Origin of the sequence: Staphylococcus schweitzeri (genome assembly GCF_002902405.1) — a bacterium.
Classification (GTDB): domain Bacteria; phylum Bacillota; class Bacilli; order Staphylococcales; family Staphylococcaceae; genus Staphylococcus; species Staphylococcus schweitzeri.
Genome location: NZ_PPQS01000042.1, coordinates 147,071 through 165,400, shown reverse-complemented (window position 1 = coordinate 165,400; position 18,330 = coordinate 147,071). Strand labels below are relative to the sequence as shown.

Genomic DNA, 18,330 nt, shown 5'->3' with positions numbered 1-18,330 from the left:
AGTATAAATTAACATACCCTTATTTCTAACATTTTTAAAAACAATTCAATCAACATTCGTATAAAAATAAAGATTTTATAGTACAATATATTTTAAACTTTATTCTAAGGAGAATGACATGATAGCAATTCGTGCAATATCGACTGGGAAAATACAAGATTTACCTTATAGCACTAAAAAACCCATGCGCTCAGCATTAGATAAAACCCCAATTAAAGAAAGAACATGGTTATCAACTATGGGCTTTACAGGCGATGAGCAAGCATATAAAGACCATGGAGGTCCTCATAAAGCTGTTTGTGGATTTAGCAAACATAACTATAATATGTATCTTAATGACAATATTGAATTACCCACCTATGCCATGTTTGGAGAAAATTTAACATTTGAAAATTTAGACGAAGCCGATGTTTTCTTCGGCAATCAATATCAATTAGGCGAAGCAGTTATCGAGGTTTCCGAAATCCGAGAACCTTGTTGGAAAATACAAGCAAAGTATAATATCCCTGATTTAGTAAAGCGCATGTCTACTTCTGGAAAAACAGGATTCTATTTTCGTGTACTAAAGCAAGGATATGTTACTCCAAATGATCAACTGCATTTAATTAAAGAGGCACCAATTGAACATCGTATGTCGATTCAGCAATTGAATCACTTATATTATAACGACAGACAAAACCAAACAATGCTCTTACAAGCACTCAATAATCCTTACTTATCACCTACACGACGCGAAAAACTTCAAAAAATGTATGATAAAACATTAAAATAATCAATTATAAATTTGTTTCAAAGTCAAATAAACACGATAAAAAAAGGAATCCACTTCGACATTAAATGATAGTTCATTAGCAATACTACCATTTTAAATACCACCATGTCGTAGTGTTGATTCCTATATTTATATAAAGTATTCCACTTATATTAACGTACTTAAAAATTTTACTGCCTTTTGACTTCAAATAACTATGTGGCAAACGAATAGTTCAAACTTCAATTGAAGCTATTAGACAGCCAATAAGGACTTTATTCATTATCAACTTTTTCTTGGATGCGGAAACTAGTTGTCGAATTAAATACTACGCCAGCTTTTAAAATGGATGGCGCCGTATCACCATGTAAATTAATATCATTTGGTAAAAATTGTGTTTCCAACGTAAAGCCAGAGTGTGGTTTATAAATATTAAATGAACTTTCCCATTCATCAGGATGATTAAAAGTAAAAAATACAACATGTGGCATATCTGTATCTACCTCTAATGAAAATTCATGATTTTCAACAAACATCTTATGTTCACCAACTGTAAATGGATGGTCTAAACCACCAAAACTTGTCATCTGTTCACTTAGTTGTGGATGTTGCGACGTAAAAATATCACTTAACTTGATTTTATTATGTTCAAATACCTCATGTAAATCGAGAACTTCACCAGTAACAATGTTTCGATCATCTAATAAATACATATTCAACTGCTTGCTAGAAATACGATGATTATCAACTACATTATTATCTCTATTCAAATTAAAATAGACATGATTTGTAGGACTAAATAATGTATCTTCTGTAGCAACTGCTTCATATTCAATAGACCATTGATGATCGGCGTCATAAATATGTGTAATCGTTACATTTACATCACCTGGAAAATAATCATCTGCTGATTTCAACACAGTTTTAAAAATCACTTTAATTTGAGCAATTTCATTTCTAATTTCATAATCAAACAACTTACTATCCAAACCGTTACATCCGCCATGCAAATGATGTTCTCCATTGTTTTGCTCTAACTGATATTGCTTACTATTCAACTGGAATTTAGCATTGTCAATTCTCCCGCTATACCTACCAATTGAAGCTCCAAATTTAAATGGATTATTGTGATAGAATTCATCTGCTTCAACAACATTCCCCAAAACAATATTATTATCATGATATTTCCAAGATACTACTCTCGCTCCATAATTCGTAAAAATAATTTTAGTTTCATCATTATCAATTTTGATTAAATCTACACCATGTCTTTGATGCTCAACTTCAACTATCATTTTTACTTCTCCCTTCTAAACACACACGTTTAAGCTCTGCTGGGCAACAACATTACTAAAACGCCTACAATACAAATGATTGCACCTATAACGTCATACTTATCTGGCATTTGTTTATCAACAATCATAGCGAAAATCAAACTCATAATAATAAACACACCACCATATGCAGCATAGACTCTACCGAATGTTGGATATGATTGAAATGTTGCAATAACACCATATAACATTAAAATAATGCCACCTATTAGACCAAATAGTGATGACTGTCCTTCCCTAAGCCACAGCCAAATAAGGTATCCCCCACCTATTTCACATATTCCTGCTAATATAAATATAAAAATCGGATATAACATTACATCACTCCATCATGTAGTTCCAAAAGACATTCAATCATTTGTATTTTACTTATTATTAAAACTTATTACTTCACATTCCCATTTAAAAAGTTCATTTTCACATACATATTGTACACTTTTTTAAGCATTATTCTATAGATAAATTCAAAAAAATAAGAGTAACACGCTTACATCATCGATTTATACGAAAAATGTGTGTTACTCTTAATGTATTTTATTGTTTGAAAACACGTCTAAATGTTTTAAATAATCCACGTTCAAAAGTCAGTACTGAATCTTTATATGTTTTAATTGCCATCCACAATAAGACTGCTACCATTGCAATTGAGATTAATGAACTAATAATTACTTCATGTATTTGAAGCGCTGAAGTTTGGGCACGTACTACTAATTGAAACGGCGCAAAAAATGGAATGTAACTTGTAATTATAGCAAGTTTTCCATCAGGATTATTAATCGTAAATATCGCAATATAAAATGCAATCATTCCTATTAATGTCAGTGGCATTAAAGATTGATTCAAGTCTTCAATTCTAGATGTCAATGACCCGAGAATTGCTGCTAATAAGACAAACGCCATGATTCCAACAATACTACTTATTATGCCAATAATAATAATTTGCCAAGATAATTGATTCATTTCAACATTAAATCCTTTAAGTAAGTCTTTTAAATCAAATGCATAAATACATACAACTGCCATCATTACTATTAACATAATTTGTGTTACCGCAACTGCAATCACACCTAAAATTTTAGCAAAGATATGCTGAACTGGAGAAATGCTAGTAATAATCATTTCAATCACACGCGATGTTTTTTCACTAGCAATTTCCATTGCTATTTGAGATGCATAATTTAAAATAATAAAGAACATTAAAAAGATAATGCCATATGCCAATGCATAGTTAAAAATTTTTTGTCCTTCAGATACTTTATCAACTTCATCTTTAGAAACAATTTTATTGTTAACTTTACTTTGTGCTTGTAACTTTTGTAAGTCTTGCTTATTAATATTTAATTCGGTAGCAACAAAGTTCGTTTGAATTGTTGTTAATAAAGCAGTCACTTTTTGTGTATCCTCTTTACTTACACGTTTCTCACTTATAATGGTCGCCTGTAATGTGTTATCTTTATTCAGATTAATAACATAAGCTTTATCGAGTTTATGGTTTTTCACTTGCTTTTCAGCATCATCTTTAGAGACTTTTGTATATTTAATATCACTTTGAAATGTTTTTCCCTGCTGCTTAAATGCATTATAAATTTGTTCATTCGGTGCTGCCACACCAATTTTATCCGGTCCATCATCAAACATATTTATAATCTTATCGATATTTGAAAGACCTATCATTAAGACTGCAACTAAAACCATAAAAATAATAAATGATTTTGCTTTAATTTTATTAATATAAGTCAAACTGAATGTCGCCCAAAACTTATTCATCCTTGCCACCTACTTTCGCAATGAATATATCTTGCAATGATGGCTCTACAACTTGGAATCGTTTAACATATCCTTGTTGTGTTACAATTTGATAAATATTTTTTGCTACCGCTTCATCTTCAATTGTTAAGCGTATGCCCTGCTTAATATTTTCACTTTGAATAATGCCATCTATTTGTGATAAATCTGGTATAGGTGTGTCTGATTCAATTACAACTTTTTGGTATCCATTAGATGAACGCACATGGTGAATATCACCTGACACAATTAATTTACCTTTATCTAAAATGCATACGTCATCACATAATTCTTCGACATGTTCCATGCGATGTGAGCTATAAACAATCGTACTACCCCAACCATTTAAATCTTTAACTGCTTCTTTCAACAGTTCAACATTGACGGGATCTAAACCACTAAATGGTTCATCCAAAATGAGTAATTCCGGTTTATGTAACATACTTGCTAAAAGTTGAATCTTTTGTTGATTCCCTTTCGATAAGCTATCGATACGCTTTTTTCGATTTTCAGTAATGTCAAAACGGTCCAGCCAATATGTCATTTGACTTTGAATGTCTTTCTTTGACATCCCTTTTAAAGTTGCTAAATATTTTAATTCATCCTCGACTGTCATTTTCGCATGTAAGCCGCGTTCTTCAGGTAAATAACCGATACGATTATACATCGTTTTATCTAGTTTTTTACCGTTATAAGTAATGTAACCTTCAGTTGGTTCACTTAACCCTAAAATCATGCGAAATGTTGTTGTTTTACCTGCTCCATTTCTACCTAGAAAGCCTAACATCTTGCCTGATTCTAATTCTAGCGAAATATCATTTACTGCCGTCATCTTACCAAAACGTTTTGTAACATGTTCAATTACAAGTCCCATCTTTTGCCTCCTAAAATAATAGCTATTTACCTTAATATAACATTTCTATACACTTTACATACAATATTTTTAAAGTTTGTTTATTTTTTAAATTCTCAAGGTTGGAAATGACTCATATTTACCTCATGACATATTTAGAATCTTTAATAATGGAAAAATACCTTTCATACCTTTACATATCACAGTAAAAAAATATCCCAGCAACAATCTGCTGAGATATTTATATCATTACAATTGATTTTCTGTTTCTTTCGGTGTTTCTGGTGTTTCAGATGTCTCTGGTTGATTTTTAATTGTAGATGGATATTTTGGACTTTCACCATATTTATTTGCTGGCTTACTGTCGAAACATAGGAATACTATCATTGTAACTGTAAGTCCAAAATAAATAAGATAAAGAAGTACTAACAAAATAACAATTCCAATTGGCATAAACATAAAATCATTATCATAATATGATTCGATACACTGCACAACTACAGAGAATACAATACTATATGCAAACATTATAATTGGTAATACCATTGTTCTTGATATATCATGGAATCTTCGGACACTTAATGCCAAATTGGGAATAAACGTTGCTAAAGAATAGAGAAGCATATAAATAACTGTAATTATTATTATAAACACACCAAAAACAGATATTACATCACCATCTATTTCTTCACCTATACCTACAAATATAAAACCCATAAGGAACACGAAGAAAGCAGGAAGTAAAAATATTAAGTGCCATAGCATCATATACCAATATTCACTACGTCTTGATCTTCCCGTAAAATTAATATAATTTTTCCAAAATAATACGAATGATTTCATAAATCCTACTTGAGGTAATTGTTCCATTGCAATTTCTCCCTTTCATTAATCATATTTATATTTTTAATCATTATTACTGTCATGAAGTATTTGATTCATTAACTAGACAATTCACTTCAGCAAAATCCAACATACACAAAACACATAGTTGAAGCTAAATCTTTTATATCACTATTTCGAATTACAAGTTCATTAAATATGTTAATCACTGCTTTACCCCATTTGAAAGTAAACACAAGGTTAATTATACTAATAACAAACTATGATTAACTAGTTTCATCGAAATTTGACATTATATTAGTTATTTAAATATCAGCCTCAAAGTAAATACTTAATATTTTTATAATTCTTAACAATACTAGTTTAACAAACATTTACCACAATAAAAATATGTTTTTCAATTTTATTTAAATTAATCATATAATTACCAAGGAGAATAATATGGATTTTGTTAATAATGATACGAGAAAAATTGCTAAAAATCTTTTAGGTGTTAAAGTAATCTATCAAGATGAGGGACAAACTTATACTGGCTATATTGTGGAAACAGAAGCTTACTTAGGATTTGATGATCTTGCTGCTCATGGATTTAATGGTAAAGTAACACCTAAAGTCACATCTCTATATAAGCGTGGCGGAACAATTTATGCGCATGTGATGCATACACATCTGCTCATAAATTTTGTGACTAAATCTGAAGGCATACCAGAAGGTGTACTCATCCGTGCCATCGAACCAGAAGATGGTTTGTCTGTTATGTTTCGCAATAGAGGAAAGCAAGGATACGACGTAACGAATGGCCCTGGAAAATGGACGAAAGCATTTAACATCCCACGTTCTATCGATGGTGCAACGCTAAATGATTGTAGATTATCCATTGATACAAAGAACCGTAAATATCCTAAAGATATTATTGCAAGTCCACGAATTGGTATTCCAAATAAGGGCGACTGGACACATAAAGCATTACGTTACACAGTAAAAGGAAACCCATTTGTGTCTCGCATGCGTAAATCAGATTGTATGTTGCCCGAAGATACGTGGAAGTAAATATATTTTTAATAGCAAATGAAAACTATCTACCTAAAAGTCGAGGTTGCGACATAAAGTTTTTGTGCTCTGGGAAACGATTAACGGCGTCCCAAAAGCAGGATTTTCGACAGAAACTCTCACGGTTCGACAAAATTTGGAAAACAATTTTGCTCATCGTTCGGTTCTGCTCAAATCCTAAACGCTTTTGTCCCGACCTGGGTTGACTTTCTATTTTATTCATCTTTCTTTAGAACCTCCCTTTACTAGAAACTTGCTCTTAATTGTGAAAATATATCAATATAATCCTTTATAATTATTAAACTTTTATGTATTAATATTAATTCTATTATTTTCGGAAACTAGAAATATTGATTTATCGCATGTATAATGATAAAAGCGCCCTTTTGCAGCGCTTACATTTTCAAGCACATTACTTTAGGGCGAGGGATATTTAGCAAGGGGGATTATAAAATGATAGAACTAAATGCAATTACAACATTATGTTTAGCCTGCGTACTCTACTTACTTGGTAAGGCTATCGTCAATCATGTCAACTTCTTAAAACGCATTTGTATACCTGCACCAGTAATTGGTGGGTTAATCTTTGCTATTTTAGTTGCTGCTTTAGATTCATTTGGTATGGTTAAGATTAAATTAGATGCTTCGTTCATTCAAGATTTCTTTATGTTAGCATTCTTTACTACAATCGGACTTGGTGCATCTTTAAAATTGTTTAAACTTGGTGGCAAAGTTTTACTGCTTTATTTTATGTTTTGTGCCATCATTTCTGTCATTCAAAATTTAGTTGGTGTATCACTAGCTAAAGTATTGAATATTAAGCCATTACTGGGATTAACTGCCGGTTCAATGTCTATGGAAGGTGGACATGGCAATGCTGCTGCTTATGGCAAAACAATTCAAGAACTGGGTATTGATTCAGCATTAACAGCAGCACTTGCAGCTGCAACTTTAGGTCTTGTATTCGGTGGCCTTATAGGTGGACCAGTAGTTAAGTTTTTAATTAAACGTTATAATCTAAAGCCTCAACATAGTGATGATACGTTTAAAGATTATAGTCAAGTAACTTATAACGAACATTTACATAGTAAATATAATGGAACTGAAGTATTCTTTATTCAATTTACAATCGTAGTTTTCTGTATGGCAGTAGGAAGCTATTTTAGTCATTTATTTACAGATCAAACTGGTATTAATGTTCCAATTTATGTTGGCTCATTATTCGTTGCTGTTATTGTTAGAAATATATCCGAAAGTTTCAACTTCAATATTGTCGATTTAAAAATCACTAATCAAATTGGTGATGTTGCATTAGGTATATTCTTATCTCTTGCCTTAATGAGCATTCAACTTACTGAAATTTACAAACTCGCTATACCTCTTATTATTATCGTTTTAGTCCAAGTAATCGTTATGATTTTATTTGCTGTCTTAATTTTATTTAGAGGTTTAGGAAAAGATTATGATGCTGCAGTTATGGTTGGCGGTTTTATCGGACATGGACTAGGAGCTACACCAAATGCCATGGCAAATTTAGATGTTATTACTAAAAAATATGGTAACTCACCTAAAGCATATTTAGTAGTTCCTATAGTAGGAGCATTCCTAATCGATTTAATTGGCGTTATCGTCATTATGGGATTCATTCAATGGTTTAGTTAAACACTATAAAAAGAGGAGGTGTTCGCCTCCTCTTTTTGTACTATCTTCGATGTATATTTAAACCACGTTGTTCAATCCACGACATTAATTCAGGACTATACACGAGTTGCTTTTGTGTTAAATCATCTATATTTTTAGCATTTAACATCGTCATAATTGCTTTCATATGGTCTATAAATGATTCTACATACTCTACTGTATGAGTGATACCATTCTTTTCAACTTGATTTAAAAAGGGACGTGACATCCCTGCTGCTTTTGCACCAAGAGCTAAACTTTTAATTGCATCAAGTGGTGTACGTAAACCACCACTAGCAAATACTGACATTTCACCTTGATAAGCAGTTGTTTCAAGTAATGATTCGACTGTAGATTGTCCCCATGAAGATAAGTAATCCATATCTTTATTTGCACGACGTTCATTTTCAATATCTACGAAATTAGTACCACCTTTGCCACTAACATCAACATACTTAACACCAATTTGTTGTAAATCGTGCATTAGCTCTTTACTCATACCAAACCCAACTTCTTTTACAATAACCGGAACAGATACACGTGCTACAATCGCAGCTATATTATCTAACCAAGTCTCAAATTCTCGGTTTCCTTCTGGCATGACAAGTTCTTGAGGCGAATTGACATGAATCTGTAATGCTTGTGCTTCTAACAAATCTATCGCTTCTAACGCTTTATCTACGGGAACATCTGCACCAACATTACTAAATATTGTGCCATTAGGGTTTGTTTTTCTTGCTATTGTAAATGTTTCAGCCATTCGTGGATTTCTTAATGCCGCATGAGTAGATCCTACTGCCATAGCCAAACCAGTTTCTCTCGCTACAATCGCTAATTTCTCATTGATATTTTTCGTCCACTCACTACCACCCGTCATTGCATTGATGTATATCGGATATGCCATCGTTAAATCAGGTGTTTGTGACGTCAAATCGATATCTTCCACATTGATTGACGGAATTGAATGGTGTACAAAGCGCATCTTATCAAAATCTGAATGTAATGCATCAGATTGTGCCATTGCTATTTCAACGTGCTCATTTTTTCTCTGTTCTCTTTGAAAATCACTCATGATCATACCTACCTTTTCATCATTTCTAATTTAAAACCATTTTTTACGTTTGAAAAAGATTACTAATACAACAGCTATGACGAACATTACAGCTAAGCAAATATAGTAACCATAATGTAAACGTAAGGCTGGCATATTTACAAAGTTCATACCATAAATTCCTGCAATGAATGTTAATGGTGAAAAAATAACCGATACTAATGTTAGTACTTGCATAATATTATTCATTCTAAATGAAGTGTATGATTCAAAATTCTCTCGAATCTCATTTGTCATTTCTTGTGCTGTTCTAATGATATTACGTTGTTTAATCAAGTGATCATCGATATGCTGTATATATAACGAGTGTTTATCATCTATAATTAAGTCACCATTTTGTTTCATTGTATCAATGAGTTCTTGCATCGGAAACAAGACACGTTTTACTTTAATCAAGTCAGAGCGCAACTTGAATACACTATCCATTACCATTTTATTGAATCGATCATCGACATGACGGTCTTCAAAATTGTAGACACTATCTTCAAGTGAGTATACAAAGTTGAAATATTTATCCACCATCATATCTAATATTAAAATAACAACATCTGCACAATCCAATTCCGGATCTAATGTATTCATATATTTATAGACAACTTTGTTTAACGATTCTAAAGTTTGATGATGATATGTGACTAATATATTGTCTTGTATAAAAATATTTAACGCGATTGGTGAATAGTCTGCACCAATAATACTATGAAATACAACATACTGATAATCTTTATAAGATTTATATTTAGCGCGTGGCATGCCATTGATTGCATCATCCACTTCTAAATCATTAAAATTAAAGTGTGCTTTAAACCATTCATTTTCTTTTTCATTCGGTACATCAAAGTCATACCAAATAATTGTTGCATCTTTTGGTACATCTTCTACATGATCAACCACTCTTAATGGTTGATGTGCTGTTTGATACCGTATCGTTAAAGCCATCCATTCTCCCCCTAAACAACGAATTCATTATTATTTTATCACGAATTAAATAACGTGTATGTCACAATTTATTTTAGTATGATAGTCACTAAGGAGCTGGTTATTATCAAACAACTTTTTACGCATACCCAAACTGTAACAACTGATTTAATTGATCACAACAACCATATGCATGATGCAAATTATAATATCATTTTCAGTCATGTTGTTAATCTATTTAACTACAGTCATGGCATGTCCTTAGAAGAACGTGATCATTTAAAATTCACCTTATTCACCTTAGAAGAGCATACAACTTATCTTTCAGAATTATCTCTTGATGATACATTTACCGTCACTCTGTATATTTATGACTATGATTATAAACGTTTGCATTTATTTTTAACATTAACTAAAGAAGATGGTAAACTAGCATCAACAAACGAAGTTATGATGATGGGAATTAACCAACAAACACGTCGTTCTGATGCATTTCCAGAATCATTTATATCACAAATTGAAGAGTATTATAGAAATCAACCTACTATCACTTGGCCTGAACAATTGGGTCATAAAATAGCAATCCCTCATAAAGGAGCATTATGATGACAGATGCATTACAACAAAAAATTCATATTGAATTATTAGATTTATTAGATGATGTGAAGTATGAGCTCACAGAACTAAATGCACAAAAAGGTCTATTTATTAATGGACCAGCTAACCAACTACTTAAGCGTGGCATGCATATGGCTTACGTCCAAGGTCAAAAACAAGCAATTGATAATATAATGACAATTGTAGAGCAACAGTTTGAAGACCAACAGTTCCTAGAACTTTATGATAAATTCCAAAACAAAATAACGCATCGCAATCATGAAGAAACGTTTAATTTTGCAGAACTAAATGACATACCGCGTCAATTTGATAACTTTTTAAATCAATTTTATCAACTTAAAGGACAATACTTTATAATTACACATATAAACACGCTCATTGGTGATTTTCATTCATAATAAAATCATCGTTACAACGAATTCTAATTTCTATCAATTAAACAATCAATAAAACCCAGTTATAGTTTCAAGCCAAATATCTTCTAACTTGAATTTATCATAACTGGGTTTCTCTTTTATTATTGATTATTTTGAATAACATCCTCGTCTATTGATTTAGCAATTTGTTTAATAGCTTTGTGCGATTGACGGATTGGATAAACAGGAAAATCATGAACCATTTTAGGATAATCATAAAACTCTATATATTGATGATGCTGTATCATCATTTGTTCGAATAATTTCATATCAGGATATGCAATTTCACGGCCTCCACCAAACATATACACTGGTGGTAACCCGACGATTGTGCCATTTATAGGTGAAACCCGCTTATCTGTTAATGAAATACCATTTGCCCACTTTTTCATAATCTCATTAACACCAAACTGACTTAACACCGCATCTTGCTCAATTAATGTTTCCGATATATCTTTATTAGATAACGTTGCATCTAAAATGGGTGAAATTAAATACACTTTATTTGGTAATGGCTTACGCGCATCTAATAGTGATTGGACAAACGATAATGCTAGTGCACCACCTGAACCATCGCCCATGACTACAATGTTTTGATGACCAACTTCCGATACCAATTGATCATAAACACGTTGTATTGCTTTGAAAGTATCCTCAATGTGATATTCTGGTGTCTTTGGATATATAGGTAGTACCACTTCATATAAAGTACTTAAAGTAATTTTATCCAACAATCTCCAATGGAACGGTGATGGTTGTAATGCATTGAATCCACCGTGAATGTATAAAATTTTCTTATCAACTTGATGTCTAAAATTAAAGCGAAATACCTGCATATCATCTAAAGATAATTTTTCTAAATTTGCTTTAACATTTAAAGTTGATGGTTGCTTATGTTTTTTTCGATTTTCAATTTCTCGTTTATAAAAAAATCTTTCAACATCTTGATCATTTTTAAACATAATAGAACGATTGTGAAGTAAATATTTATTCACAACGCTATTCATAACACGGTTTCTAATCAATATCTTTACCTACCTTTATATATTTTATGTATCCAATGATTGTCTATCCCCTACATTCTTTGCCAAAAAAAGTATATAATGTAGAAGATATTTTCTTTTTCACTTTCAAATTTATGACTACAATTGAATAGTGATTTTTCATCATTATAACAGACAACTAGACATATTGATAAGTAAAGAAAAGAACTTTATACGGAGGTGCCTTGCATGACAAATCCAAATCAACGATTAGAATCATTTGATGAGACATTTCAACAACCGAATATTCATCGCGGTAAGCGATATGGCAAGAAAAAGCGTTCATTGGTAAGCATGATTATTCAAATCATTGTTGTTATATTAACCGCAATCGCTGGATACAGCATGTGGAAACAGCCTATTTTTAATATTGTCTTTACCAAAGAATCTGTAGATTTTGATGGTATTAAAAATTTTAACGAGACAATTGGAAAAATGAATCAATTGAATATAAACTTGGGTAATATCACTGATTTACAACAAGGAATCGATCGCTTAATTTTAGTTTTTAACGGCTTCTTTATTTTATGTATTGTCAGCCTAGCCATAACAATACTGACAATTGTATTTAATCGCACGGTTCTAAAAGTAGTGAATATTTTAGTGTTAGCAATTATGTTAGTCATTACATTGTATTTCAGTTATATTATTAAAGCACTTGCACAAGAAATTGCAGATGCTTTAAAACGCTATTATTTAAATGTACCACCAGATCAAGTGATTACAGAAGCTGACGCTATTCATAACGGTATTATTCTACTGGGCTGTAGCATCGGTTTACTTGTTATAAGTTTATTCTTCCGTAATCGCATGCCTCGTTTAAAATAATGATATAAATTAGTTTAAGGATTGGACATAATTCCTGAAAAACTATAGCAGTAAAATCATTTTTTATATAAAGTGATTTTCACTGCTTTTTCTTTATGCTCAGTCCTGCACCGCTTTTCTTGTATTAATAACTTTTTCTGTAAATGACATTATTTATTATTCCGCCAACTGACTAATTCAAAGTTTTACAAATAAAAAAGTATCGATAACCATATCTGGCACCGATACTTTAAAAATCATGCCCCCACAACATAATTTTTGATTAGTCACACTTCAATTAATTTAATTCAATTTATTCATGATTGTTATTTGAGCTTGCTTCTAACTTTTGAGCCGTAGCTTTTGCTTTTTTATTACTTTGTAAAAACAAACATAAAATTAAGGCGATGATGCTAAATATCGTTGCAACTATAAATGCATCATTAATCCCTTCAACCGTTGCTAGTTTATTTACAAATTGTAGTAATACTTTCATTGCGCCTTCTTGTCCGCCATATTGTGATGCTAACTCACGCATATGATCTTGAACAATCGGATTCGTTTTATCTAGCTCTTCCCCAAAAGCTGATAAATGTTGTGTTGTTTGTGTTGTCATAACAGTAACTAAGATTGCTGTACCTATAGAGCCTGCTAATTGACGCATCGTATTTAAGAACGCATTACCATGAGAGGCAAGTCGTCCCGGTAACGCATTAATAGCTGCAGTTACCATTGGCATCATTATAAATGCCATACCAAATGAACGAAGTACATAGATCCCCATAATTGTCATATATGGTGTATCCATATTTAATTTAGTTAATTCCCACGTTGCATAAGTCATTACAGCAATACCGAAGATTGCTAATGGTTTTAAACCAATAGTATCTAACAATTTACCTGCAAATGGTCCAAGTAGTCCCATAACTAGAGAACCTGGCAATAGTAACAAACCAGAATCTAACGCTGAGAATCCACGTAAATTTTGTAAATAAATTGGTAATAAAATCATACCGCCATATAAACTTAACATTACAACCATATTAATAATTGTTGTCAATGTAAATGTTGGGAATTTTAATACTTCTAAATTCAACATTGGTGATTTCATTCTTAGTTCTCTAATAACGAATAAAATGATAAAGATAAAACCGATAGCAAACATTGATTCTATCTCTACTGAACCCCAACCTTTGTTTCCAGCTTCTGAGAAACCATATAACAAAGCACCGAAACCAATCGTACTGAAGATAATACCTGGAATATCAGCTTTTGGATTTGTAGTATATTGATATAATTTAAACCATACAAAACCAACTAAAATTGCGATGATCCCGATAATGAACATACCGTAAAACATCACATTCCAATGATAATTTTGTACGATATAACCTGATAATGTTGGACCAATAGCTGGTGCTAAAATCATTGCAATACCCATTGTCCCCATTGCAGCACCACGTTTTTCAGGTGGATAAATTGTAATAATAACAATTGATCCTAATGGCATTAATACACCTGCACCAATGGCCTGTAATACACGCCCAACCATCATAATTGGGAAATTCATTGAAATTGCACAGATTAATGAACCAATTGTAAAGAGTACTAACGCAACTAAAAATAATTTTCGATATGAATATTTATTAAATAGGTACGCTGTTATTGGTATTAAAATACCATTTACTAACATAAATCCTGTCATCAACCATTGCCCTGTTGAAGCGGAAATATTAAACTCTGTATTAATTTTTGGCAAAGCAACATTTAATAATGTTTGGTTTAGAATCGCAATAAACATACCGAACAATAATGCCGTTAATATTTTACCGCGTGAAACACCTTCACCAAAAATAAAGTTTTTATGTTCTTTTTTAATTTTTTCATTCACTTTGTATTCTTCTGAGTTAGGATTTTTAGCAGCAACTGCTTCCTCATCATTAGTATTAGTGGATGCTTCTTGATCTTTCTCAGGCCCCTTTATATGACCATTTAGACTAACTTGGTTATGATCATCTTGATTGTCAACGCGCATTTCTTCATGCGTCATACGTTGTAGCGATTGATCAGATGTTTTGTCTAAATCACTAGCTTTAAATTTAGATTGATTTGATTGACGTGTCGTAAATTGTTGTTCCTTTTGTTGGCGTTTGCCTTTTTTTCTTGATCTTATTAAAAATAAATTGATAACCCCAACAATAATGAGCGCTAAAATAATGTAGCTAATAATGAAGGTCGTAGTCATTTAATGACCCCCTTAATTTTTATGGATTTTTACTTCAGCGTTCATTCCAGGAACAACTTGTTTAGACGGTTCTGATTCTAGAGTAATTTTAACAGGTATTACTTGAGAAACTTTAGTGTAGTTACCATCACTATTTGATGATGGCATTAATGAAAAGCTTGCAGCAGTTGCTTTTCCAATACTATCAACTTTACCTTTAATAGAAGCTTTTTGACCGTCAATAGTCACATCAACATCTTTACCTACTTCAACATCTTTAATATCTTTTTCGTCAATATTTGCAGTTACATATAAATCATCTAAATTGTATGCGTAAGCGATTGGGTTACCAGCTTGCACCATTGAACCTTCCATACCATCTAATTTAGCAATTGTACCTTTTTGTGGCATTTTAAGATCCATATCTTTTGTTTCTCCATCTTGACCTTGTACTGTAACAGTTGCTACTTTATCACCTTTATCAAGTTTGTCACCTTGTTTAACATTTAGTGATTTAATTTGTCCAGATGCAGGACTTGCTATTTTAATTTGATCGCCATTTACTTTTGCATTATCAGTTGTTACATAGCTTGTTGTTTTATTCCAGAAATAAAAGCCAGCAATCCCAATTGCTAATAACACAACAACTGTAATGACATTAATTAATATCATCTTCTTCATGAAACATTTCCTCCTATTTGCTTTTAAAATTCACTTTATTTATTATAGAGACATGACAATAAAAAAAACACCAACAATTTTTATAAGAGTGTTGGTTAAAATTCACAAAGGTGTAACAATATGAAACGACAAGCCAAAATAGAAATTCAAAATGCACTTGTTGATTTGATGGCTGAATACCCTTTCCAAGAAATATCCACTAAAATGATTTGTGCATATAGCAATATTAATCGTTCTACGTTTTATGATTACTATAAAGATAAATATGATTTATTGGAAACCATCAATTCAAAACATAAAGAAAAATTTCATTTTCTTCTCCGTGCACTACATCATAATTTCGATAATATTAAACAAGATAAACACAAACTTTATAAATTCTTCATTATTATTGCAAAATATATTAAACGCAACGAGCAATTTTTCAAGGACATTTTAGTCACTTATCCAATGAAAACATTATTCATAGACTATGTGAATTTAGCGAGAGATTATTATCAACAAATTGTTAGCGATTATAGTTCAACCGTTACGAATAAACAGCTTTATGTCACATACATCATTGGTGGTCAAGCTGGTGTGTTCATAAATTGGCTTTCAAGTGGATGCCAAGAATCACCTGAGGAAGTCGCTTCTATTTTATTGGCTAATACGATTAAACTTCAAAATCCATAAATAGAACCACTATTATACAAGCCAATTTAACTTAACCTAAATGACATACATGATATATAGAACTTCCTAGTACCGCTTTTAACTACAAAAATGCCGAGATTCCCACTAATAAATAAGGTCTCGGCATTTTTGTAGTAATTAAGTTATATTTAGAACACGAATACATGGTACTCTATTTCAACATTATTGCAACGCTACATTGTTGATTTATCTGTTTTAAATACTTTTATATTGTATATTTGTAAAATGATAAGTAACACAGCTGCAATTACAATAATAAAAATATATGGCATTGGGTTTTCTTCTCCTTTAATTCCTACTAATGGCGAAGCAATACCACCGAATAAAAATTGAACTAATCCCAACAAACTTGATGAACTTCCTCGACCACTACTACTTTCATCCATAGCGATTGTAAATCCAAGCGTCGCAACCCCTGTCACTAGTGCGATTAATATCACAAAGCTGATTGCTAGTATCCAAAAATTCCAGTGATTAAGCAAAGTTAAAGTTACTAATAATACCCCCATGATTTGAATCACCGTCATTATCCTCATTAATTTTTGAGGATTCACATAATCAACCAAATAACCTGTGAGCTGACTAGAAATAATTAATGTTATACCTATACCTGCAAACATCCAGCTAAATTGTAGAGCTGACATACCATAAATTTTTTGAATAATAAATGGTGATGCAGATATGTAAGTAAATAATATTACAAAGGTCATACCTTGGATGAGCATTGGCAATACAAAACGTGGCGTTTTCAATAGAACTTTGAAATTTTTAAACATTGATTTTAGTCCGCCATGGGATTCACGACTTATCATAGCTAAAGATTCAGGTACTTTTAAAATTGATCCGACAACCATGATAACCCCAAATATTGTCAAAATTACGAACACCATTCTCCAAATAGAATAGTTTAAAATAATACCACCTAAAGTTGGTGCAATAACTGGTGCGATTCCATTTACAAGCATTAATAATGCCATAAATTTTGTCAATTCGTTACCACTATACATATCACTAGCAATAGCTCTAGAAATAACGGCAGCTGCACCACCCGTCACACCTTGAATAAATCTTAAGATAATCATAATCCAAATATTATGAACGAAAACAATTCCTAAACTCGCCAATGTAAATATAATCATCGCTATAATGAGCGGATTTCTGCGTCCTGTAGAATCTGAAATCGGACCAGCAAATAAGTTTCCAAATGCCAAGCCAATCATAAACATAGATAATGTTAACTGTGCATTTGATGTTGTAGTTTGAAAGTCATGTCTTATATCTGGTAAACCTGGTAAAAACATATCTATTGATAACGCACCTATGGCAGTTAAAGCGCCTAAAATAATAATAAATATAGGCGAGCGCTTATTAAAATTTGTTAAGTCATTCATATTACTACCACCTTTACTTTATATATTTTTTAGTAAAACAACGATTCGTTACATACTTAATATTCCATTTATATTAGCATTACTTGCTTTATTTGTATGTGACATTTTCATCTTTTAAAGTTCAAAAAT

At 31.7% G+C, this 18,330-nt stretch carries 18 protein-coding genes; 7 read left to right on the top strand and 11 right to left on the bottom strand.

Features of this window, described 5'->3' with window-relative positions; translation table 11 throughout:
• Positions 1–118 precede the first annotated feature (118 nt).
• Positions 119–772: an MOSC domain-containing protein gene (locus tag CD116_RS10065; RefSeq protein ID WP_047529735.1), complete on the top strand. Its 654-nt coding sequence runs from the start codon at positions 119–121 to the stop codon at positions 770–772.
• Between the two features lie 254 nt (positions 773–1,026).
• On the opposite strand, the gene CD116_RS10060 is transcribed toward CD116_RS10065, so the two are convergent.
• The 5 genes from CD116_RS10060 to CD116_RS10040 all read right to left on the bottom strand — a co-directional run bounded on the left by CD116_RS10060 (position 1,027) and on the right by CD116_RS10040 (position 5,593).
• The gene (locus tag CD116_RS10060; protein ID WP_047549764.1) at positions 1,027–2,046 is read right to left on the bottom strand and encodes an aldose epimerase family protein; all 1,020 of its coding nucleotides are present in this window, start codon (positions 2,044–2,046) and stop codon (positions 1,027–1,029) included.
• A gap of 29 nt (positions 2,047–2,075) precedes the next feature.
• Positions 2,076–2,402 carry a YnfA family protein gene (locus CD116_RS10055; protein WP_047449514.1) on the bottom strand — a complete coding sequence of 109 codons (327 nt, stop codon included), beginning with the start codon at positions 2,400–2,402 and terminating at the stop codon, positions 2,076–2,078.
• A gap of 217 nt (positions 2,403–2,619) precedes the next feature.
• Positions 2,620–3,852, bottom strand: a complete 1,233-nt coding sequence (locus CD116_RS10050; RefSeq protein WP_047549767.1) for an ABC transporter permease — start codon at positions 3,850–3,852, stop codon at positions 2,620–2,622.
• A complete protein-coding gene (locus tag CD116_RS10045) occupies positions 3,845–4,744 on the bottom strand; it encodes an ABC transporter ATP-binding protein (protein ID WP_047549770.1) in 900 nt (299 codons plus the stop codon). The genes CD116_RS10050 and CD116_RS10045 overlap by 8 nt, the downstream gene beginning before the upstream one ends.
• A gap of 228 nt (positions 4,745–4,972) precedes the next feature.
• Positions 4,973–5,593: a DUF805 domain-containing protein gene (locus CD116_RS10040; RefSeq protein WP_047549773.1), complete on the bottom strand. Its 621-nt coding sequence runs from the start codon at positions 5,591–5,593 to the stop codon at positions 4,973–4,975.
• A gap of 414 nt (positions 5,594–6,007) precedes the next feature.
• Here CD116_RS10040 and CD116_RS10035 point away from each other — a divergent pair, with 414 nt between their 5' ends.
• On the top strand, positions 6,008–6,616 hold the full coding sequence (locus tag CD116_RS10035; RefSeq protein ID WP_047529746.1) for a DNA-3-methyladenine glycosylase: 609 nt from the start codon (positions 6,008–6,010) through the stop codon (positions 6,614–6,616).
• Positions 6,617–7,069: 453 nt separating this feature from the next.
• Positions 7,070–8,278, top strand: a complete 1,209-nt coding sequence (gene gltS, locus CD116_RS10030) for a sodium/glutamate symporter (RefSeq protein WP_047529749.1) — start codon at positions 7,070–7,072, stop codon at positions 8,276–8,278.
• 40 nt (positions 8,279–8,318) lie between these two features.
• Here gltS and fni read toward each other — a convergent pair whose 3' ends face one another.
• Both fni and corA read right to left on the bottom strand, forming a co-directional pair.
• Complete coding sequence (gene fni, locus CD116_RS10025) at positions 8,319–9,368, bottom strand: type 2 isopentenyl-diphosphate Delta-isomerase (RefSeq protein WP_047425919.1); 1,050 nt, start codon at positions 9,366–9,368, stop codon at positions 8,319–8,321.
• A gap of 30 nt (positions 9,369–9,398) precedes the next feature.
• Positions 9,399–10,346, bottom strand: coding sequence for a magnesium/cobalt transporter CorA (gene corA, locus CD116_RS10020; protein WP_047449511.1), 948 nt, complete (start codon positions 10,344–10,346; stop codon positions 9,399–9,401).
• A 96-nt stretch (positions 10,347–10,442) separates the two neighbouring features.
• Between corA and CD116_RS10015 the strand changes: the two genes are divergently transcribed.
• Both CD116_RS10015 and CD116_RS10010 read left to right on the top strand, forming a co-directional pair.
• A complete protein-coding gene (locus tag CD116_RS10015) occupies positions 10,443–10,931 on the top strand; it encodes a thioesterase family protein (RefSeq protein WP_078101727.1) in 489 nt (162 codons plus the stop codon).
• Positions 10,931–11,341 carry a hypothetical protein gene (locus tag CD116_RS10010; protein WP_047425915.1) on the top strand — a complete coding sequence of 137 codons (411 nt, stop codon included), beginning with the start codon at positions 10,931–10,933 and terminating at the stop codon, positions 11,339–11,341. The genes CD116_RS10015 and CD116_RS10010 overlap by 1 nt, the downstream gene beginning before the upstream one ends.
• A 119-nt stretch (positions 11,342–11,460) precedes the next feature.
• On the opposite strand, the gene CD116_RS10005 is transcribed toward CD116_RS10010, so the two are convergent.
• Positions 11,461–12,384, bottom strand: a complete 924-nt coding sequence (locus CD116_RS10005) for an alpha/beta hydrolase fold domain-containing protein (protein WP_047425912.1) — start codon at positions 12,382–12,384, stop codon at positions 11,461–11,463.
• A gap of 207 nt (positions 12,385–12,591) precedes the next feature.
• Here CD116_RS10005 and CD116_RS10000 point away from each other — a divergent pair, with 207 nt between their 5' ends.
• Positions 12,592–13,230 (top strand): hypothetical protein, encoded by a 639-nt coding sequence (locus CD116_RS10000; protein WP_047549776.1) that lies wholly within the window; start codon positions 12,592–12,594, stop codon positions 13,228–13,230.
• Between the two features lie 292 nt (positions 13,231–13,522).
• Here CD116_RS10000 and CD116_RS09995 read toward each other — a convergent pair whose 3' ends face one another.
• Positions 13,523–15,454: a DHA2 family efflux MFS transporter permease subunit gene (locus CD116_RS09995; RefSeq protein WP_047549780.1), complete on the bottom strand. Its 1,932-nt coding sequence runs from the start codon at positions 15,452–15,454 to the stop codon at positions 13,523–13,525.
• 12 nt (positions 15,455–15,466) lie between these two features.
• Positions 15,467–16,114 (bottom strand): HlyD family secretion protein, encoded by a 648-nt coding sequence (locus CD116_RS09990; RefSeq protein WP_000738250.1) that lies wholly within the window; start codon positions 16,112–16,114, stop codon positions 15,467–15,469.
• Between the two features lie 120 nt (positions 16,115–16,234).
• Here CD116_RS09990 and CD116_RS09985 point away from each other — a divergent pair, with 120 nt between their 5' ends.
• Positions 16,235–16,789, top strand: a complete 555-nt coding sequence (locus CD116_RS09985; protein WP_047529952.1) for a TetR/AcrR family transcriptional regulator — start codon at positions 16,235–16,237, stop codon at positions 16,787–16,789.
• A 194-nt stretch (positions 16,790–16,983) separates the two neighbouring features.
• On the opposite strand, the gene CD116_RS09980 is transcribed toward CD116_RS09985, so the two are convergent.
• A complete protein-coding gene (locus CD116_RS09980) occupies positions 16,984–18,201 on the bottom strand; it encodes a putative multidrug effflux MFS transporter TcaB (RefSeq protein ID WP_047549783.1) in 1,218 nt (405 codons plus the stop codon).
• Positions 18,202–18,330: the final 129 nt, after the last annotated feature.